The 19625-nt window shown below is 56.2% G+C and carries 22 protein-coding genes; 13 read left to right on the forward strand and 9 right to left on the reverse strand.

Annotated features, from left to right (window positions below; all coding sequences use genetic code 11):
- Window positions 1–4: 4 nt before the first annotated feature.
- From hisA to ade, 6 genes are all read right to left on the reverse strand, one after another.
- Complete coding sequence (hisA, locus tag AUQ43_RS15625) at window positions 5–733, reverse strand: 1-(5-phosphoribosyl)-5-[(5-phosphoribosylamino)methylideneamino]imidazole-4-carboxamide isomerase (protein ID WP_062957112.1); 729 nt, start codon at window positions 731–733, stop codon at window positions 5–7.
- Entirely contained in the window at window positions 730–1284 is a 555-nt protein-coding gene (locus AUQ43_RS15630) for a GNAT family N-acetyltransferase (RefSeq protein WP_062957113.1), read from the reverse strand. The genes hisA and AUQ43_RS15630 overlap by 4 nt, the downstream gene beginning before the upstream one ends.
- Window positions 1281–1931 carry an imidazole glycerol phosphate synthase subunit HisH gene (gene hisH, locus AUQ43_RS15635; protein ID WP_062957114.1) on the reverse strand — a complete coding sequence of 217 codons (651 nt, stop codon included), beginning with the start codon at window positions 1929–1931 and terminating at the stop codon, window positions 1281–1283. Before hisH ends, AUQ43_RS15630 begins: the two co-directional genes overlap by 4 nt.
- Complete coding sequence (locus tag AUQ43_RS15640) at window positions 1928–2371, reverse strand: DUF2628 domain-containing protein (RefSeq protein WP_062957115.1); 444 nt, start codon at window positions 2369–2371, stop codon at window positions 1928–1930. Before AUQ43_RS15640 ends, hisH begins: the two co-directional genes overlap by 4 nt.
- Before the next feature lie 82 nt (window positions 2372–2453).
- The gene (gene hisB / locus AUQ43_RS15645; RefSeq protein ID WP_062957116.1) at window positions 2454–3053 is read right to left on the reverse strand and encodes an imidazoleglycerol-phosphate dehydratase HisB; all 600 of its coding nucleotides are present in this window, start codon (window positions 3051–3053) and stop codon (window positions 2454–2456) included.
- 167 nt (window positions 3054–3220) lie between these two features.
- The gene (gene ade, locus AUQ43_RS15650) at window positions 3221–4948 is read right to left on the reverse strand and encodes an adenine deaminase (RefSeq protein WP_062957117.1); all 1728 of its coding nucleotides are present in this window, start codon (window positions 4946–4948) and stop codon (window positions 3221–3223) included.
- 246 nt (window positions 4949–5194) lie between these two features.
- Here ade and hslV point away from each other — a divergent pair, with 246 nt between their 5' ends.
- Window positions 5195–5755, forward strand: a complete 561-nt coding sequence (gene hslV, locus AUQ43_RS15655; protein WP_062957118.1) for an ATP-dependent protease subunit HslV — start codon at window positions 5195–5197, stop codon at window positions 5753–5755.
- 59 nt (window positions 5756–5814) lie between these two features.
- On the forward strand, window positions 5815–7125 hold the full coding sequence (gene hslU / locus AUQ43_RS15660; protein WP_062957119.1) for an ATP-dependent protease ATPase subunit HslU: 1311 nt from the start codon (window positions 5815–5817) through the stop codon (window positions 7123–7125).
- Window positions 7126–7207: 82 nt separating this feature from the next.
- Here hslU and AUQ43_RS15665 read toward each other — a convergent pair whose 3' ends face one another.
- Both AUQ43_RS15665 and AUQ43_RS15670 read right to left on the reverse strand, forming a co-directional pair.
- Complete coding sequence (locus tag AUQ43_RS15665; protein ID WP_062957120.1) at window positions 7208–8617, reverse strand: ATP-binding protein; 1410 nt, start codon at window positions 8615–8617, stop codon at window positions 7208–7210.
- 284 nt (window positions 8618–8901) lie between these two features.
- Window positions 8902–9483: a malonic semialdehyde reductase gene (locus AUQ43_RS15670; RefSeq protein WP_062957366.1), complete on the reverse strand. Its 582-nt coding sequence runs from the start codon at window positions 9481–9483 to the stop codon at window positions 8902–8904.
- Between the two features lie 254 nt (window positions 9484–9737).
- Here AUQ43_RS15670 and AUQ43_RS15675 point away from each other — a divergent pair, with 254 nt between their 5' ends.
- The 9 genes from AUQ43_RS15675 (at window position 9738) to AUQ43_RS15715 (ending at window position 17602) form a co-directional block, all read left to right on the forward strand.
- On the forward strand, window positions 9738–10883 hold the full coding sequence (locus AUQ43_RS15675; protein ID WP_062957367.1) for a polysaccharide deacetylase family protein: 1146 nt from the start codon (window positions 9738–9740) through the stop codon (window positions 10881–10883).
- Window positions 10884–11074: 191 nt separating this feature from the next.
- Complete coding sequence (gene coaBC / locus AUQ43_RS15680; RefSeq protein ID WP_062957121.1) at window positions 11075–12301, forward strand: bifunctional phosphopantothenoylcysteine decarboxylase/phosphopantothenate--cysteine ligase CoaBC; 1227 nt, start codon at window positions 11075–11077, stop codon at window positions 12299–12301.
- Between the two features lie 84 nt (window positions 12302–12385).
- Window positions 12386–12850 (forward strand): dUTP diphosphatase, encoded by a 465-nt coding sequence (gene dut / locus AUQ43_RS15685; protein ID WP_062957122.1) that lies wholly within the window; start codon window positions 12386–12388, stop codon window positions 12848–12850.
- Between the two features lie 93 nt (window positions 12851–12943).
- Window positions 12944–13399: an Rrf2 family transcriptional regulator gene (locus tag AUQ43_RS15690; protein WP_008888834.1), complete on the forward strand. Its 456-nt coding sequence runs from the start codon at window positions 12944–12946 to the stop codon at window positions 13397–13399.
- Between the two features lie 203 nt (window positions 13400–13602).
- A complete protein-coding gene (gene cysK / locus AUQ43_RS15695) occupies window positions 13603–14553 on the forward strand; it encodes a cysteine synthase A (protein WP_062957368.1) in 951 nt (316 codons plus the stop codon).
- A 129-nt stretch (window positions 14554–14682) separates the two neighbouring features.
- Window positions 14683–15723 carry a hypothetical protein gene (locus AUQ43_RS15700; RefSeq protein WP_062957123.1) on the forward strand — a complete coding sequence of 347 codons (1041 nt, stop codon included), beginning with the start codon at window positions 14683–14685 and terminating at the stop codon, window positions 15721–15723.
- Window positions 15724–15750: 27 nt separating this feature from the next.
- On the forward strand, window positions 15751–16554 hold the full coding sequence (locus tag AUQ43_RS15705) for a molybdopterin-synthase adenylyltransferase MoeB (protein ID WP_062957124.1): 804 nt from the start codon (window positions 15751–15753) through the stop codon (window positions 16552–16554).
- Complete coding sequence (locus AUQ43_RS15710; protein ID WP_062957125.1) at window positions 16544–16975, forward strand: DsrE/DsrF/DrsH-like family protein; 432 nt, start codon at window positions 16544–16546, stop codon at window positions 16973–16975. Before AUQ43_RS15705 ends, AUQ43_RS15710 begins: the two co-directional genes overlap by 11 nt.
- A gap of 75 nt (window positions 16976–17050) precedes the next feature.
- A complete protein-coding gene (locus AUQ43_RS15715) occupies window positions 17051–17602 on the forward strand; it encodes an MgtC/SapB family protein (protein WP_062957126.1) in 552 nt (183 codons plus the stop codon).
- 42 nt (window positions 17603–17644) lie between these two features.
- Here AUQ43_RS15715 and ddpX read toward each other — a convergent pair whose 3' ends face one another.
- Complete coding sequence (gene ddpX, locus AUQ43_RS15720) at window positions 17645–18205, reverse strand: D-alanyl-D-alanine dipeptidase (protein WP_062957127.1); 561 nt, start codon at window positions 18203–18205, stop codon at window positions 17645–17647.
- Between the two features lie 19 nt (window positions 18206–18224).
- Here ddpX and tsaB point away from each other — a divergent pair, with 19 nt between their 5' ends.
- Both tsaB and rimI read left to right on the forward strand, forming a co-directional pair.
- Window positions 18225–19025 (forward strand): tRNA (adenosine(37)-N6)-threonylcarbamoyltransferase complex dimerization subunit type 1 TsaB, encoded by an 801-nt coding sequence (tsaB, locus tag AUQ43_RS15725; protein ID WP_062957128.1) that lies wholly within the window; start codon window positions 18225–18227, stop codon window positions 19023–19025.
- Window positions 19022–19540 (forward strand): ribosomal protein S18-alanine N-acetyltransferase, encoded by a 519-nt coding sequence (gene rimI, locus AUQ43_RS15730; protein WP_062957129.1) that lies wholly within the window; start codon window positions 19022–19024, stop codon window positions 19538–19540. Before tsaB ends, rimI begins: the two co-directional genes overlap by 4 nt.
- Window positions 19541–19625: the final 85 nt, after the last annotated feature.

Consider the following 19625-nt stretch of genomic DNA (forward strand, 5'->3'; position numbering starts at 1 on the left):
TCGGTTACGAAAGGGCCGCGATGGCCTCTGCCAGATCGATGCGGCCATCATAAAGCGCACGACCGGAAATCGCGCCATCAATGCCAGCAGCTGTGTGTTTCTTGACCGCGATCAGATCATCAAGCGATGAAACCCCGCCCGATACGATTACCGGGGTCGAGATTTCCGATGCCAGTGCAACGGTGGACTCGATATTCGGGCCACCCATCGCACCATCACGGTCGATATCGGTAAAGATGATCGCCGCCACACCGCAATCTTCAAATTTCCTGGCCAGTTCCAGCGCGGTGACCTCGGACGTTTCCGCCCAGCCTTCAACCGCGACATAGCCATCGCGGGCATCAATGCCAACCGCGATCCGGCCCGGCCATTTGGCACAGGCTTCCTTGACGAAGTCCGGATTGCGAAGCGCCACGGTGCCAAGGATCACACGGGTAATGCCCTTGTTCAGCCAATAATCAACCGTTTCCATGGTGCGGATGCCGCCACCAAGCTGCGTCTGGGCCTTGCCCGACACGGCGGCAAGGATGGAGTCCACAGCCGCACCATTGACCGGTTCACCGGCAAAGGCGCCGTTCAGATCAACGATATGCACCCAATGGCAGCCCGCTTGGACAAATTCACCGGCCTGTGCGCCCGGATCGTCGTTAAACACGGTTGCCTTGTCCATGTCGCCGCGAAGCAAGCGCACACATGCGCCATCTTTCAGGTCAATTGCGGGATAAAGGTTCACTGATCGGTGTCCTGTATTTTCTTGGTGTAGTAATAGCCTTCGACCATCTTGCCATCGACCATCGCGTAATAGGGATTGATACCCCAACGGACATATCCAAGCCCGTTATAAAGCGCGATGGCGGCCTGCTGGGTTTCGCGAAGGTCGAGTTTCAAAACGCTATAGCCCGCTTCACGGGCGAAATATTCAATCGAACGCACGATCGCCTTGCCGTTGCCGCGCCCGCGCGCCCAAGGGGCGACGAAATGGCCGGAAATCTGGGCGGAATGGCGCTGTGCTTCAAGGTTGGCCGGTGTTTCGATCAACTGGGCGGCACCGGAAATGATGCCATCCACGCGCGACACAAACAGATGACGACCGGGCATCAGCAACACACCGCGCCAGTATTTTTCCATGTCCGGGCGGTCTGGCGGTGTCAGCCAGCCAAAGCCGCCACCTTCGACAATCGCCTGCGTACAGGCATCGACGATATCGGAAATGTCGCCTGCGGTCAGTTCGGTCACGCGTTCGGCAATGACGCCCGGCTGAATGGTATCAGATGGTGCGATCATGGCTTCCACCCCAGGAAGTTCCCGATGATGGTCAGCCCCGTTTTCTGGCTTTTTTCCGGGTGGAACTGGGTGCCGATCATGTTGTCACGCCCGATCATCGCGGTCAGTTCCCCGCCATAGGAAACGGATGCCAGTCGCTGATCGGGGTTGGAGACATGCATGTGATAGCTATGCACGAAATAGGCGTGGTCGCCATCGGAAATGCCGTTGAGCACCGGGTGCGTCTTGCCCGCCGGATCAAGCACCAGTTCGTTCCAGCCCATATGCGGGATCTTAAGGCTTGGGTCGCTGGGCTCAATCGCAACAACTTCACCGGCGATCCAGTCAAGGCCGTCGGTGACGGCAAATTCACGACCGACGGTCGACATCAACTGCATGCCAACACAGATGCCAAAGAACGGCTTGCCGCCTTTGATCACCTGTTCGGTGAGGACATCAACCATGCCGGTAACAGCATCAAGGCCCGCACGGCAATCGGCATAGGCACCAACGCCCGGAAGCACGATATGGCTGGCGTTGCGGACCTTTTCCGGGTCATCGGTGACAATGATCTCGTCAGAAAAGCCGGTTTCACGCGCAGCCCGCTCGAACGCCTTGGCGGCAGAGCGCAGATTGCCGGAACCGTAATCAATAATCGCAACACTCATGGGTAGGATGGGCTCCCGGTTGAGGGGGTGGAGGTAAGGGCAGCTGCGGAGTGTGGGACGCGCAGCCGTGAATTCTTCGAACGCTCAAAGCAGCGATGTTCGGCATCGGTTTCATCGTGGCCCGCAACGATATCAACCATCTGCCAGCCGGATGCGGCCAGTTTGCGACGGCGAAGGTCATTGGCAATCAGGCCAAAACCGATGCCGGTCACAAGCGCCAGGGCAAAGTCCATTTCCGGCCCGCCGTTAAACAGCTCGACCGCAAAGGTGCAGAGAAATGAAACCGCGACAAGGCCGAAAAAGCCCAGCCAAAGCCGATGGTACAACGCCCAAAGGCCCGAGAGCAGAAAGGCCCAGAAATTGAAGCCTTCGCGGATCAGGATGGCGTTTTCCATCGGGTCGGCATCGCCGGGATGGGTATGGACTGTGTAAACCTTCATCGAAAACCGGTTTTCTGGACCGGTGGCAGAGTGTTGTCTGCTGTGCCACCGGTGTATTTTCGATCAGATCGAACTGACCTGCTTACAAGGAGCCGCCAAGCGTGCCCTTGGTCGAGGGGATGGCATCGGACTTGCGCGGATCAATTTCAATCGCGGTGCGCAGGGACCGTGCAAGCGCCTTAAAGGCACTTTCGATGATATGGTGGTTGTTCTCACCATACAGGTTCTCGACATGCAGCGTGATGCCAGCCGCCTGGGCAAAGCCCTGGAACCATTCACGGAATAGCTCGGTATCCATATCGCCCAGCTTGTCGCGGGTGAATTCGACATTCCAGATCAGATAGGGACGGCTTGAAATATCAAGTGCGACACGGGTCAGGGCCTCGTCCATCGGCAGCAGGCAGCTGCCATAGCGCGTGATACCCTTTTTATCGCCAAGCGCCTTGGCAAAGGCTTCGCCGATTGCGATGCCGCTATCTTCGGTGGTGTGGTGGAAATCAATATGCAGGTCGCCCTTGGCCCGGACTTTAAGGTCCATCAGGCTGTGACGCGAAAGCTGTTCGAGCATGTGATCAAGGAACCCGACCCCGGTCTCGACGTCATAAACGCCGGTCCCGTCAAGGTTCAGTTCGACCATGATCTGGGTTTCGTTTGTGTTACGCTCAACGCGGGCCTTGCGCATGCAAAGCTCCTTTCCTGCAGATATTGATGCATATGACGGGTCGTATGTAGCAATAAAGCTGTGGAAAAGCCAGTTTTAGGTGCCTACGTATTGGCCGCATAATCACATGAATTCATGCATCCGGTCGGCAAACCGTCTTCTACCCGCCATTGAAGGCTGTTTTGGCCCTATACAAAGTCGAACTTATCGACATCAAACAGGCCGCGGTCCGTCATTTTCAGGTGCGGGATAACTGGCAGGGCCAGGAAGGCGACCTGCAGGAACGGTTCGGGCAGAACACATCCCAGATCCTTGGCTGCCTTGCGCAGATCGATCAGGTGTTCCTCGACGGTTTCAAACGGCTCAAGGCTCATAAGGCCCGCAACCGGCAGGGCCAGTTCGGCGGTGACCTTGCCGCCATCGGCGACCGCAAAACCGCCGCCCATTTCAATCAGGCGATTAACCGCTGCTGCCATGTCGGCGTCGCTTGCGCCGACCACGGTGATGTTGTGGCTGTCATGGCCGACGGATGAGGCAATCGCCCCGCGTTTCAGGCCAAAGCCACGCACGAAGCTGCGTCCGATATTGCCATTGATGCCGTGGCGTTCGACGACGGCGACCTTGATCACGTCATTGTCGAGATCGGGTTTCAGGCCATTATTGCCGATTTCAAGCGTCGCCTCATCGCGGAAGGTCAGGATAAGGCCCGGTTTGACCTTGATCACCGGCGTCTGGTTCTGACCCGGTTTGGGATCGCAGGCAAAGGCTTCTGCCGAGACCGGGGTGGCCTTCATCGAGCTTAGACCGACCGGGTCGATGGTTTTGCGTTTGGCAAACAGATCCTTGGTGACAAGACGACCACCGGAAATGACATCGGTGACGTGGCAGGCATCGAGATCATCAAGGATGGCGATATCAGCCCGCCAGCCGGGCCCGATCAAACCGCGATCACGCAGGCCGAAAATGCGGGCCGCGGAATGCGATGCCGCGCGATAGGCATGATGGATCGGGCAGCTACGCGCCTTCAAATGACCGATGAGGCGCGCAACAAGACTATCAAGATGACCTTCTTCGCCGATATCAAGCGGGTTGCGGTCATCGGTGCAGAGCGCGACGAAGCTTGAGCTATTTTCATCGAGGATTTCAGCCAGTGCTTCAAGGTCCTTGGACACCGATCCTTCGCGGATCAGGATCGCCATGCCCTTGGCAAGTTTTTCGCGGGCTTCCTCGGCCGAGGTGGCCTCGTGATCGGTACGAATGCCGGCAGCCATATAACCATTGAGGTCCGACCCGCGCACCAGCGGCGCGTGACCATCAATATGACCATCCTGAAAGGCTTCGAGCTTGGCCATGATGCCCGGATCAAGGTTGAGCACGCCGGGATAGTTCATCATTTCCGCCAGCCCGACGACCTTTTCGTGCGACCGGAACGGCAGAAGGTCTTCGATTTCAAGCCGTGCGCCAGCGGTTTCAAAGGCGGTGGCCGGAACGCAGGATGACAGATTGACCCGCACATCCATCACGGTCTGTTCTGCGCAATCAAGGAAGTACTTGATGCCCTCGGCCCCCAGAACATTGGCGATTTCGTGCGGGTCGCACAGGACCGTGGTGACGCCATGGGGCAACACACAACGATCAAACTCCAGCGGGGTCACAAGCGAGCTTTCGATATGCAGGTGGGTATCGATAAAGCCCGGCACGGCGAATTTTCCGGTGCAATCAATTTCGGTCTCGCCAGCATAGCTGTCATGGGTGCCGACAATCCGGTCGCCAACAATGGCGATATCGGTTTCGGTGACTGTGCCGGTGATGACGTCAAGCAAGCCGATATTACGCAGTACCAGATCGGCCTTGATTTTGCCCTGACCGGCAAGAATGCATTTGCCAAGCTGGGTTTGGGTAAGATCGCTGCTCATGGGCTCTGGTCCTGTCTTCTTGAAATTCTTTTAGCATCAAATTCTTTTACCATCCCCAAGGGTAAAGCATGTGGCGCGGGTATGCCTTGAATTTTTTGGGTATCTTTGCGTTGAAACTGTGTTTGGGTCGACATGAAGGTCGCGCGGTCAGCGGAAGCGGCGGTTGCGGGTGGCTTCTGCCCTTGACCGGGGCGTCTGCCGTGCTAACTCTTGGGCGAAGCAATCGATGAGATTCAAGGATAATTCATGAGCGAACAACAAAGCTGGCATGGCACGACAATTCTGTCCGTGCGCAAGGGCAATGAAGTCGTGGTGGCCGGTGATGGTCAGGTCTCGCTTGGTCCGACGGTGATCAAGGGCAATGCGCGCAAGGTGCGCCGGATCGGCCAGAAGGGCGAGATCATGGTGGGCTTTGCCGGGGCAACGGCGGATGCCTTTACCCTGCTGGAGCGGCTTGAAGCCAAGCTGGACCGTCATCCGGGTCAGACGATGCGCGCCTGTGTTGAACTGGCCAAGGACTGGCGGACAGATCGGTATCTGCGCAAGCTTGAAGCCATGATGGCGGTGGCCGACAAGGATGTGTCGCTGGTTCTGACCGGCCAGGGGGATGTTCTTGAACCCGAAGATGGCATTATTGCCATTGGTTCGGGTGGCAACTATGCGCTTGCCGCGGCACGGGCCCTGATTGATCAGGATCTTGGTGCCGAGGAAATCGCCCGCAAGGCCATGGCAATTGCCGGTGAGATTTGCGTTTATACCAACGGCAATGTCCTTTTGGAAAAGATTGATATCGAGGAAGCAAAGTAGGGCGCTGGTTTATCCGGGCCTTCGCAATGCCTCCGTCGCAAAAAGATACGGAATAAATCATGACCCAACATTACAGCCCGCGCGAAATTGTTTCCGAACTGGACCGTCACATTATCGGTCAGAAGGATGCCAAGCGCGCGGTCGCCATTGCGCTGCGCAACCGGTGGCGCCGTCAGCAGCTTGACGAAACCATGCGCAATGAAGTTCTGCCGAAAAACATCCTGATGATCGGGCCGACGGGTGTCGGTAAAACCGAAATCGCGCGCCGCCTTGCCAAACTGGCAGAAGCGCCGTTCATCAAGATCGAAGCGACCAAATTTACTGAAGTCGGCTATGTGGGGCGCGATGTCGAACAGATCGTGCGTGATCTGGTGGAAGTTTCCATCGACCTGACACGCGAAAGCATGCGCAAGAAAGTCCATGCCAAGGCGGAAATGCAGGCCGAGGAACGTATTCTTGATGGTCTGGTCGGTGAGAATGCCTCGCCGGAAACCCGTCAGAAGTTCCGCAAGATGCTGCGCGAGGGCGAGCTTCAGCAAAAAGAGATCGAAATCAACGTTCAGGAAAGCAGTTCGGCGTCGATGCCGACCATCGATATCCCGGGCATGCCCGGTGCGCAGATGGGCATGATGAACCTGAACGACATGTTCGGCAAAGCGTTTGGCAACAATACCAAGCCAAAGCGCATGACGGTCGAAGAAGCCTTTGAGCGCCTGATCGATGAAGAGGGTGACAAGCTTCTCGATAATGACAAGGTCACCGCCGAGGCGATTGAAAATGTCGAACAGAACGGCATTGTCTTCCTCGACGAGATCGACAAGATCACTGCACGCCAAGAACGTGGCGGCGACGTATCACGCGAAGGTGTGCAGCGTGACTTGCTGCCGCTGATTGAAGGCACGAACGTTTCAACCAAGCACGGCACGGTTAAAACCGACCATATTCTGTTTATCTGCTCGGGCGCGTTCCATCTGGCCAAGCCATCCGACCTTTTGCCGGAATTGCAGGGTCGCCTGCCGATCCGCGTTGAGCTTAAGGCACTGACCGAGGGTGACTTCCGCCGTATCCTGATGGAACCGGAAGCATCATTGATCAAACAATATATCGCCCTGATGCAGACCGAGCACGTCAAGCTCGACTTCACTGACGATGCGGTTGATGAGATTGCCCGCATTTCGGCCAACGTAAATGAAACGGTCGAAAACATTGGCGCGCGTCGCCTGCATACGGTGCTTGAAAAGCTGCTCGATGACATCAGCTTTACCGCCACCGACCGGGGTGGCGAGACCTTCAAGGTTGATGCGGCATATGTGCGCGAGCAGGTCGAGGATCTGGCCAAGGATGCCGATCTTTCGAAGTTCATTCTGTAATCGAAACATTCGATCAGATCAGACATGCAAAAGGCCAGCACATTGTTGCTGGCCTTTTTTTGTTTGTGCTGGTTTTGATCGTTTAGGCGCTGTGGAGCTTTCGGACATTGTCGCCGGTTTTGGCCGGGAGATAGACCGTAAAGACCGATCCGACGCCCTGTTCGCTTTCGATCTGCATGGTGCCGCGGTGGCGTTGCACCAGATGTTTGACGATGGCCAGCCCAAGGCCTGTGCCGCCAACCGCGCGGGAGCGGGCGGTATCGACACGATAGAAGCGTTCGGTCAGGCGCGGCAGGTGTTCACGTGCGATGCCATCGGAATGATCGCGGATGGCCACCGCCATGATCCGGTCATGGCGGAAACGCGCCAGAGCACCCGGCGGGTTTTGGGCCAGACTGATCGAGACTTCGACATCGGAATTGGTATGGCCATATTTGATGGCGTTTTCGACCAGATTGACAAAGACCTGGGTCAGTTCCTTTTCCTCGCCAACCATGTCGGTGTCATCAAGCGTGCTGGTGACACGGATGTTCATGCCCTTGTCCTGCGCCTTCATGGCAAGGCTTTCGGCGACTTTGCCAATGATTTTTCCGACATTGCAGTTTTCGGAGGGCGGGGTGTGTTCGTTCAATTCAATCCGGGCAAGTGACAACAGGTCTTCGATCAGATGTTGCATGCGCTGGGCCTGATCACGCATGACCGGCAGGAACTGGTTTAACGCATCCGGGTCATCCTTGGCCGGGCCTTCAAGCGTTTCGATAAAGCCAAGCAGAACCGAAAGCGGGGTGCGCAGTTCGTGCCCGGCGTCCGTTGCGAAGTCCGCGCGCATCTGTTCGAGTTTGCGAAGCTCGGTCAGGTCGGAAAATGTCAGAACGAAGTTCCGGTCCCCGGCAGCGGCAGGCAGGCGGGCGGTCAGCACGTCAAAATGACGGTGGGCATCGGATGCCAGCACGAATTCCGCGTGCTTCATGATTTCGCGGTTGTTGGCGACATCGTCAAAGGCATCAAGCAGGATCGGGTCGCGAATGAAGCGGGTCAGATCACGGCCGGTTTCAAGGTTGTGAAACAGGCCATTTGCCGCACGGTTAAAACCGGTCACCACGCGCTGACGATTGACCATAACCACCGGATTGGGCAGGTGATCGAGGATTTCGGCATCCGTGCTGGTTTGTGCTTCCAGAAGGGCAATTCGATCCCGAAAGGCTGCGGCAATCTGGGTATAGAGCGATGACAGTTCCGACGCGGCCGAAAAGGAAATGTGTTGTGGCGGGGTGCCCTTATATTGATCGCGCAGGTCGGTGGCATAGCGGGCCACCCGACGCAGGTCCCCAAAATAAATGCGCAACATCGCTGCCACACCGACAAAGGACAGGACTGCCGACAGGATCGCCGTTCCCACGCCAAGCTGTCCCATCGACGCAAGGACGATGAAAACAATGGCGACCGGAAAGGCAACGGCCAAAGCCGTAAGTATCAATTGGCGGAAACCCAATTAACGCTCCTGTTTAAACGGGGTGACGGCGGTTTATCACGCGCGTGATCAAAAGTGGACCTAAAATGGTTATGGGCCAGTAAAGATCAAATAAAACTTTGATGACAGTTTTCTAAGTCCTGAAGTGATTGAAAAAAACTGTCGCAAGCGTTGCAAACGCGCCGTCTGCCAGAACGTGCCTGACAGCTGTTTCAGGTGGGGAGCGGATTGGACTCCGCCAACCAGCGGACCAGTGATTAATGGTCCGCCGGTTGGGACTGTATTTGTTGTTATTGCGTCTGTGATCAGATGATTTCAGCACCCTGATCGAAGCTCAGACGCGGTTGGCGTTCAAACAGTTTGCTGCCATCGCCATAACCGATATTGAGCAGGAAGTTGCTTTTATACGGGGTGCCAGCAAAGAATTCTGCATCGACCTTGGCGTTATCAAAGCCCGACATCCCGCCGCTATCAAGGCCAAGGGCGCGTAGGGCTAGGATGAAATAGCCTGCCTGAAGCGTGCCGTTGCGGAATGCGGTGGCTTTTATCGCCTCTTCCTTGCCGGCAAACCATGACCGGGCGTCGGTATGGGGGAACAGATCGGGCAGCTTTTCGTAAAATTCCATGTCATGGGCGATGATCGCGGTGACGGGGGCTGTCATGGTTTTTTCGACATTGCCCTCTGCCAGGCAGGGTTTCAGACGTGCCCGCGCCTCATCGGTGGTGACAAAGACAATACGCATCGGTTCGCAATTGGCGCTTGTCGGTCCCAGTACGGCCAGGTCCCACGCCTGTTTGAGCAGGTCCGGATCAACCGGTTTGTCCTGCCAGACATTGTGCGTTCGGCCATTGTGGAAAAGAAGGTCAAGTCCCTTGGAATCAAGCATGATGCCTCGTTGGTTGAATTGGGTGGATGAAGCTTCGATATAGTGATCCCGATGCTGGTCACGCAATGTGGGCTTGGCAGGGGTGCCATATGAACTGTGGAAAAACAAACAGTTCACTGGTATTTTCGGAGTCAAAATGACCCTGCGAAATGTAAAGCGTGGGGCAGAATGCGGGTTTTCTACTGTGGGGTAGATCCGAGGCGCAAATGGGTTGCGTCCCGGCGTGGGTGAATCGCAAGATACTGGAATCAGATATGGCAATTGAGACCAAAGGGCACAGCGCGATTTCTGCATTCATGCAAGTGATGCCGTTACGCAGATTGCAGGGCCTTATTCTTGGTGTCTCGTTCGTGGCTGGAATTACGCTTGGTGCGACAGCGGGCTTTGCCCAGACTGGTACGGACGAAGCACCCGCAACCGAAGAAAATGCGCAAAGCCATGATGAACAAGACGTCGCGATGAGCGGTGATGCGACATCGGCTGTGGTCTTTATGTATCATCGCTTTGGCGAAGGCGACTATCCGTCGACCAACATCGCGATGGAACAGTTCACCGCCCATGTCCAGGAGCTGACAAGCGGCCCCTATACCGTGATGGGTGTTCCCCAGATCGTGAGCGCCCTTTCCGATGGCAAGGGGCTGCCAGACCGTACGATCGGTATCACGATTGATGACGCTTATCGCTCTGTCTATGAGAAAGCCTGGCCGGTATTTCGCGAACATGAATTGCCTTTCACGGTATTTGTTTCCACCGAACAACTTGATTCCGGCTATGCCAACTACATGACCTGGGACATGGTGCGGGACTTGTCCGAGGCGGGCGTGACCATTGGTGGCCACAGCCAGCACCATTCACATCTGCCGGATCTTGATATCGAACAGGTCAAGGCAGAGCTTGCCCATTCCGCCAAGCGGTTCGAGGAAGAACTGGGCTATGTACCTGAAATCTTTGCCTATCCCTATGGCGAAGCCAATTCAGAGGTCATCGCAGCGGTTAAAGAAGCCGGCTACCGCGCGTCCTTTGGGCAGCAAAGCGGTGCGATGCATACCGGATCGGATTTCATGTATCTGCCGCGCTTTGCACTGAACGAACATTACGGGGCAATGGACCGGTTTAATCTGGCGGCGAATTCCCTGCCGCTTGTGGTCAGCGATGTTACGCCAAGTGATTACACCCTGACCCGCAATCCGCCAGCCTTTGGCTTTACGCTGGCGGAACCGGCCCCGTCGATGAATTGTTATCCGTCCGAAGGTGAACCCACCATGTCCCGGCTTGGTGAAGAGCGGGTTGAAATCCGCCTTGATGGCCCGGTTTCAAGCGGGCGTTGGCGGATCAATTGCACCGCCATGGGTGCGGAGTCACGGTGGCGCTGGTTCGGGATGCTTTACACCGTTCCATAACAACGGGACGGGTGCTGGAAAATCCCATGACGGATCATGGCCCGTGAAATCATAACTAAGTCAACGCCATGTCCGGATATCGGGCATGGCGTTTTTCGAAGATTGCGGCGGGCTTTATTGGGTTCTTGCGTGCGCTTGGGGGACAATGTAGGTTAACCACACTTCTTAACCGTAATTAATTGGTAATCACAGTGTCGGGTGACTTAAATCGAAAAACTGTCCTGCTGATCATCTCGGGCGGCATTGCCGCCTATAAGGTGCTTGAGGTGATCCGTCGGCTGCGTGATCGCGGTGTAAATATCCGCGCCATCCTGACCAAGGGCGGGGCAGAATTTGTTACACCGCTTTCGGTCGCGGCACTGACCGAAAACAAGGTTTATCAGGATCTGTTTTCCCTGACCGATGAAGCCGAAATGGGCCATATCCGCCTTTCGCGTGAGGCTGACCTTGTTCTGGTCGCCCCGGCAAGTGCCGATATTCTGGCCAAGATGGCCACCGGACAGGCCGGTGATCTGGCGACCACGGCCCTTTTGGCGACGGACAAGCCGGTGATGATTGCACCGGCAATGAATGTCGAGATGTGGAACCACCCGGCGACACAAGCCAATATCGCAACCCTTGAAAGCCGCGGTGTGCTGCGCGTTGGCCCGTCATCTGGTGACCTTGCCTGTGGCGAATTCGGATCGGGCCGTTTGGCCGAACCGGCCGAGATCATCGCAAGCGTGGTTGATTTCCTTGCGGCACAGGACGCGCCCAAGCCGCTTTCGGGAAAAAAGGCAGTCGTGACCAGCGGTCCGACCCATGAGCCGATTGATCCGGTGCGCTATATCGCCAACCGTTCCTCGGGCAAGCAGGGGCACGCGATTGCCGAGGCACTGGCACAGGCGGGGGCTGATGTGACGCTGGTGAGTGGCCCGGTGACCCTGCCCGATCCCGCTGGCGTGAAGGTCGTGCACATCGAAACCGCGCGCGAGATGCTGGGTGCCGTGCAGGCCGCCCTTCCCGCCGATATCGCGGTTTGTGCTGCTGCGGTGGCCGATTGGCGAACGGCTGATGAAGCGGGTCAGAAGCTTAAGAAAGACGGGTCGGGTGTGATCCCGGACCTGAAGCTTTCGGAAAATCCCGACATTCTGGCGACCATCAGCAAGGCCGGGCCACAGCGTCCGGGACTTGTCATTGGATTTGCCGCTGAAACCGAAAATGTCACCGCCCATGCGCGCGCCAAACGCTTGCGCAAGGGGTGTGACTGGATCCTGGCCAATGATGTGGCGGCCTCAACCGGGACCTTTGGCGGGGATGATAACGAGATTTGCCTGATTTCAGGCGCGGATGAAACGGCTGATGAACGCTGGGAACGCCAAAGCAAAACCGGGGTTGCCCGTGCATTAAGTGCGCGCATCATCAAACACTTTTCCTGACGGGTGTGGCCAGACCATGGTCCGGACGGCAAACAACAGACAAGACCGGCAGCCGAACCTGCCGGGAGAAGACAAGGATAAAGGATGTCGCTTTTAAGCGTTGATTTAAAAAAGCTTCCCCACGGGGCAGATTTGCCATTGCCGGAATACGCAACCGCGCAGTCGGCAGCCGTTGATTTGCAGGCCGCAATTGACGGGACGCTGGTTCTGGAACCGGGCAAGCGTGCCATGGTTGAAACCGGCATTGCGATTGCCCTGCCCGCCGGGTTTGAAGCACAGGTCCGCCCCAGATCGGGCCTTGCGGCGAAAAACGGGGTTACGGTTCTGAACAGTCCGGGCACGATTGACGCCGATTATCGCGGCGAGATCAAAGTCATCCTGATCAATCATGGTGACGAAGCCTTTGAAATCGAGCGCGGCATGCGCATTGCCCAGCTGGTCGTCGCACCGGTGACGCAAGTGCAGTGGAACGCCGTAGAAGAGTTGAATGAAACTGCGCGCGGTGCGGGTGGTTTCGGTTCGACCGGAACAGCAAGCCCGGCCAGATAGGCCGGTGAAACAGTGCTGGTCAATCAGGTTTGACGCTATCTGGTTGTGTCGTCTGGGGGGATGGCAGAACCGCAAGGGGAGTTGAGTGAAAAGATGCTAAAGCTTTCTAAGAAGATGCTGTTTGCGATCGAGGCGGTCGTGGATATTGCCTACAACGCGGCGGGTGAACCGGTCCAGAGCCGGGATATCACTGCGCGTCAGGGCATTCCGAAACGCTATCTTGAACAGACCCTGCAGCAATTGGTGCGCGCAGACATACTGGTCGGCGTGCGTGGCCCGCGCGGGGGCTATCGTCTGGCGCGTGAACGCCGTCGCATTACGCTGGCCGATATTGTGTCGGTGATCCGGTCGATGGAAACATCCGATGACCCGATCGAGGATCCGGCAGGATCGCCATTGGGCAAGGAAGTCGTCCGTCCGCTGTGGCGGGAATTGCAGGACGAAATGATGAAGCAGCTTGAAAAGATCACGGTCGAAGACCTGTGCAATCGCGCGCGTGATGCGGGTCTGCGCAGCGGGATTGAAGAGTCCCCCGATTTCATCATTTGATCTTATCGGGGTGCAGCGGTTTGGTGTATCGTCATTCAACAAGAAACTGCTGCTATTGAGGATAAAACTACAAGTCTATGGAACGATGCCGGGCACCGGGCATGTAAAAATTTCTTCTATCCATTTGACCTGGATGAATAGCGAGATAAATACATGTGAAACATGTGCTTGATGGCAAAAATACAGAAACGTGCGAGGAAAACATGACTGAGTTTCGCGGCAAGATTTACGACAGCATCATCGACACCATTGGCGCAACGCCGCTGGTACGTCTTTCGCGCCTGGCAGAGGCCGAAGGTGTCAAAGCCGACCTGATCGGCAAGCTTGAATTCTTTAACCCGCTGGCCTCGGTCAAGGACCGCATCGGGCTTGCGATGATCGAAAATGCCGAGAAATCGGGCAAGCTTAAGCCGGGTGCAACCCTGGTGGAGCCGACCTCGGGCAATACCGGTATTGCGCTGGCCTTCGTCGCAGCGGCAAAGGGATACAAGCTGATCCTGACCATGCCGGAAAGCATGTCGCTGGAACGTCGCAAGATGCTGATGCTTCTGGGCGCGCAGATTGATCTGACCCCCGCGGCCAAGGGCATGAAGGGTGCGGTTGCCCGTGCCGAGGAACTGGTTTCCGAAATTGACGGTGCCGTCATGCTTCAGCAGTTTGACAACCCGGCCAACCCGGAAATTCACCGTAACACCACGGCCGAGGAAATCATCAAGGATACCGCTGGCAAGGTAGATATCTTTGTTTCCGGTGTTGGTACCGGCGGGACCCTGACCGGTGTTGGTGAGGTGCTGAAAAAGCACAACCCGAACATCCAGATCGTTGCGGTCGAACCGGAAGACAGCCCGGTTATTTCCGGTGGCGCACCGGGCCCGCACAAAATTCAGGGCATTGGCGCCGGGTTCATTCCGGGCAACCTGAATACCGATGTGATCGACACCGTGATGACCATCGGCAATGAAACGGCCTTTGCCACCGCACGCAAGCTGGCCAGCATCGAAGGTCTGCCGACCGGCATTTCTTCGGGTGCTGCGGTCGCGGCAGGTATCGAGCTTGGTCAAAAGCCAGAGAACGAAGGCAAGCGCATCGTGGTGATCGTGCCGAGCTTTGCCGAGCGGTATCTGTCGACCCCGCTGTTTGAAGGTCTGCAGTAAGCGCCATCCAGTCGAGTTCATGATCAAGGGCCCGGTTTCGACCGGGCCTTTTTTCGTACGCATCGCCTGCTTGCCTCTGGATGTCGGGCGCTATGGTCCCAATGTGATAGAGGCAGAAGGGAGTAGTCCATGGCATGTGCGCGACAAATAGACCGTGAAACCGGCGGTGTGAATTGGCTTTGCATCGCGCTGTCAGTGATTATTCTTTTTTGTTTCGGAATCAAAACATCCAGTGCAGACCATGGAAAACACAATCTGCGCATCCTTGTCGCCGACGATGTGCTGGTTGATTACAAGCGGTTCGTTGATGGGCGTGATCCGCTTGAGATTGAGGTGTTTGACGGCAAACATAGCCGTCGCGACGTTGTCGAGGTTGTCTTGCTTCAGCAGGCATTGCGCCGTGGTGGCTGGCTTGGTGCGTTCGAGCTGCTGCCCGGGGGAAACTATGCCCGTATGATGCATATGCTTGCCAATGGCGAAGCTGACATCACCGGTTCATCGACCTGGCTTCGTGATATTGAGCACAAGGCGGATCGCATTGCATCTTCAACGGCGCTTATTCCCGAAGGCCGGTTTGAGGCAGGTTTTTACATGCTTGCGGACAACCCAAATCGGTTGAAGGTCAAGAACCTCAGGGGTATTCGTTTGCTGCGCGCTGCGTCCAATCGTCACTGGATCCCCGATTGGCAAGCGTTGGCCAAGCTTCACCCTGTCGATCTTATTCATGTGCCATCGTGGGAATTGATGGTCCAGTTCGTTGCCGAGGGCCGTGCCGATTTTCTGTTGGCCCCGTTTCAACCCGGCCCGGAGATGGAACTGGTGGTCAATGGGAACCGCTTATTGCCCATTCCGGACTATAAGATTGCCCTTGATGGCAGTCGCCATTTTGCCGTCACACGCGCCACACCTTACAGTCAGGACCTGTTGGTCGCACTTGATCAGGGGATTGTCGAGCTTGAGCGGATCGGCCGGATTGAACAGGCTTATCGCGAGTCAGGCTTTTTCCACCCGGATGTTACCGACTGGAATATGATCGGTTCAGATGGGTTCGGGCAGTCGCATTTGATGCCTGATCATCTGGCTGACGACCCTGATAATTCCATGCAAAACCAAATCTTTTCCTTGAGCGATATCACCAGCAGGCTATATCCAGAAACAACCGACTTTTAATCCGGCCTGACAGGATAATTTGACCGCGTGAGTGATTTCGAATTCAGCGAAAATGAAGTGCAACGTTATGCCCGCCACATTGTCCTTCGGGAAGTTGGCGGCACGGGGCAGATGAAACTTAAGCGCGGTCGGGTTCTGATCGTGGGCGCCGGTGGGCTTGGCTCGCCGCTTGCCATGTATCTGGCGGCAGCCGGGGTTGGCACGATCGGGATCGTTGATGCCGACACGGTCGAACTTTCCAATCTGCAACGCCAGATCGCACATGGCATGAAGGATATCGGAACGCCCAAGGTCGACAGTGCCAAGGCGACCATGACCGATATGAACCCCGAAGTCACCGTGCACGCCCATAACACCCGACTTGATGCATCAAACGTCATGGATCTGATTGCCGATTATGATGTAATTGCCGACGGGTCGGATAATTTCGATACGCGCTTTTTACTCAACGATGCCTGCTATCTGGCCGGCAAAACGCTGGTTTCCGGGGCTGCCCTTCGCTTTGACGGGCAGGTTTCAACCTTCAAGGCCCATCTGGGGGCGCCACATCCCTGTTATCGCTGCATTTATCATGCGCCACCACCCGAAGACGCCATTCCGTCCTGTGCGCAGGGTGGTGTTTTGGGATCGGTTGTGGGCATGGTCGGTGGTGTTCAGGCGACAGAGGTGCTCAAGGAACTCATGGGCATCGGTGATAGCTTGTCGGGGCATCTTTTGATTATGGATGCGCTTTCGGCATCTTTCCGCAAGATCAAGGTGCCGCGCGATCCGGGTTGCCCGACCTGTTCAGATAACGCCACAATCAAGGACCTGTCTATTCATGAGCACTGAGTCTGATACGCCCAAAAAGCTCTCCCTGGTGGTGTTTTCCGGGACCTATGAGAAGGTTCATTACGCACTCGTAATGGCGTCTGCGGCACTTGCATCTGGCCGTGACGTGACCTTGTTCTTCACCATGGATGCCAGCCGGGCGCTGTTTGCGCCGTCGGGTTGGCGTCATCTGCGCACCGAGGTTGACGGGGCAACGGCGACCTCGATTGATCTCAGCTATTCGACGCGCGGAATTGGCAGCTTTGAAGAATTGCTTTCGGCGTGCGTCAGCCTGAATGCCAAGTTTATGGTCTGCGAGATGGGCCTGCGCGCCCTTGGTCTTGAGAACGAGGCAAAACGTGATGACCTGTCGATTGAGACCGGCGGTGTTGTGACGTTTCTTAATGACGCCAAGCAAAACGGCGAGATGCTGTTTATCTAAGGATTAAACGTAAAACGGGAACAAGTGCTGCCGGACCAACGTTTTAGGGGTTCCTGAAACCAGACAGGCCCGGACATGTTGACCGACCTTCCCTATTTTGCGACGGCGGAAAAATATTTCGATATTGGCGTGATCGACATGATCGCACGGCTGGTTGCTGCGACGGTCATTGGCATGTTGATCGGGCTGAACCGCGACGTGAATGGCAAGCCGACCGGCATGCGCACCCTTGCCCTTGTGTCACTTGGTGCGGCAGTGGTGTCGGTCGTGGCGGTCCATTTCCAGGATCTGATTGATTATCCAGATGCGCTTTCGCGCGTTGTTCAGGGGATTTTGCAAGGTGTTCTGACCGGTATCGGCTTTATCGGCGCGGGCGTGATCCTGCGCCAGCCGCAAAGCATGTCGGTTTCCGGCCTGACCACGGCGGCGACCGTTTGGATTACCGCCGCCCTTGGTATTGCCTGTGCCCTTGCGGCGTGGCACATCGTCGTAATCGCGACTGTCCTGACATTTATTGTCCTGATCGCGCTTAAGCCGATCGAGACACTTCTGGTGCGCTGGGTCGGCGATGGTGATCAGGAAAATGCCGACAACCCCGAACAACAGAAATCAAACACGAATGGCTAATATCGGTTGGTCGCACCAGTACGGTGTTTGAGGCGCGGCTGGTTATTTCGCCATCAGTGGTTTGGCAAGAGCAGTGTCAGAAAAGACGGGATATTTGCTGCGTGCGTTGGGCAACTGATAGTGCCACCATTCGTGATCGTAATATTCGAACCCTGAACTGACCATGATGCCGAGCAGCAAAAAACGGTTGGCTTCGGCCTGTTTGGAGATCAAATCCGATCCGTGATAGGACCGGATATGCATTTCATCAAACCCTGCCCCCATATCCAGTTCCTTGCCGTTTTGATCAATCAGGGTTAGATCAATGGCCACACCACGACCATGTGGCGATCCGAAATCGGGGTTGGCGACGAAATCGGGGTTGGGTGAATGGTTCCACAGCGCGCGTTGCGCTTCCTGGGGCCGAAACGCATCCAGAATGCGAAGTTTCACCCCCTGACGACGTGCCATGGCAGAGGCCTTTTTGAGGCATTTGGCCGCATCCGCATGAAGATAGCACGCAGGTCGTGTATAAATCGGTGCCCCGGTGAAATTGCGATCCGTGGCATAGACGATATCAATTTCGACATCATATTCTTGTGGCGTAATTTCGACCAGCGCCATCGCCGGAGGCCCCCTGTTCTTGTCGTTCACCGATTACATAAAGAAGATGCTGACTGGACAGTCGCGCTCATCAGATAGCGCAGACCTTAACGCATCGCAAACCGCATCCGCAAAGACGGAAAAGTCCGGACCGACGATTTTGGCGATTGATACCGCCTCAACGTCGCTGTCGACCGCTGTTTTGATTGATGGCGAAGTCAAGGGCGAGCTTTATGAGGACATGGAACGCGGTCAGGCAGAACATCTGATGGGCTTTATTGCCAAAAGCCTTGAGCTGGCAAAAGTCGATTTTGCCGATCTTGATGGCATCGCCGTAACCGTCGGACCGGGCGCGTTTACCGGTATGCGCATTGGTCTTTCGACCGCGCGTGCCCTTGGTTTGGCACGCAAGATCCCGGTAGTTGGTGTCAGTTCGCTTGAAGCAGTCGTCTATGGTGTGTCCGAGCGTGACCAGCAGGGGCGCAATATCCTTGTTGCGCTTGATAGCAAACGAAATGAGATTTTTGCACAGGCCTTTGATGGCAAAAAACGCCCGCTTAGCGCCGCAGAATGTGTGGCGCCGCGCCAAGCCCTTATGATGGCACCCCCGGGGGACACGTTGCTTGCCGGCGATGCGACCCCGCGGCTTTTGACGGCGGCGGCCCATGCCCCCGATGCCTTTTATGATTGTACCGCGCCGGGTCTCCCGCGGGCGGGAAATGTGGCACGGATTGCGGCAGAGCGTTGGGAAAGTGGTGAAAACCTGGCCCCGGTGCCGCTTTACCTGCGTGCGCCAGATGCGCGGCGCATCGAAGATCAGGGACCGAAGAAAAAGAAATGACCCCGCCCAATCCCAGCGATGGCAGCTCCGATAGCGACGCCCCGAACATTGAGGTGGTGCCACTCACCGCAGCCTTTGCATCGGTGGCCAGTGCGTTGCATGCCAAGGGGTTTGACGATGCTTGGGATTCGGATGCCATCATCCGGCTTCTCGATGTGCCCGGTGCCTTTGGCATTCTGGCCTATCGCCCCGGCGATACTTCTAAAAACGCTGAAGACCAACCGCTTGGCTTTGTTCTGGTACAGGCTGTTCTGGATGAAGCCGAAATCAATACCATCACGGTTGCCCCGGATGCGCGGCGCATGGGTGTTGGTCGCGCCTTGCTTAAGGCTGTCGAGGAACGTCTGCAACAGGCAGATGTTAACCGCATTTTGCTGGAAGTGGCCGTGGATAACGACGCAGCGATTGCGCTTTATCAGCAACACGGTTTTGCCGAGGTGGGGCGCCGCAAGGGGTATTATGCACGCCAGGGCGGCGACAAAATTGACGCACTGGTTCTTGAACGTTTGCTCTAGAAGATTTTCCGCAACATGGATGTGCAGAGCAAACCACGACAAGAAGTTTGGTTTCCCAACATGGTCTTAGGCAATTTGGAGCGAT

Source organism: Thalassospira sp. MCCC 1A01148 (assembly GCF_001613795.1).
Lineage (GTDB): Bacteria > Pseudomonadota > Alphaproteobacteria > Rhodospirillales > Thalassospiraceae > Thalassospira.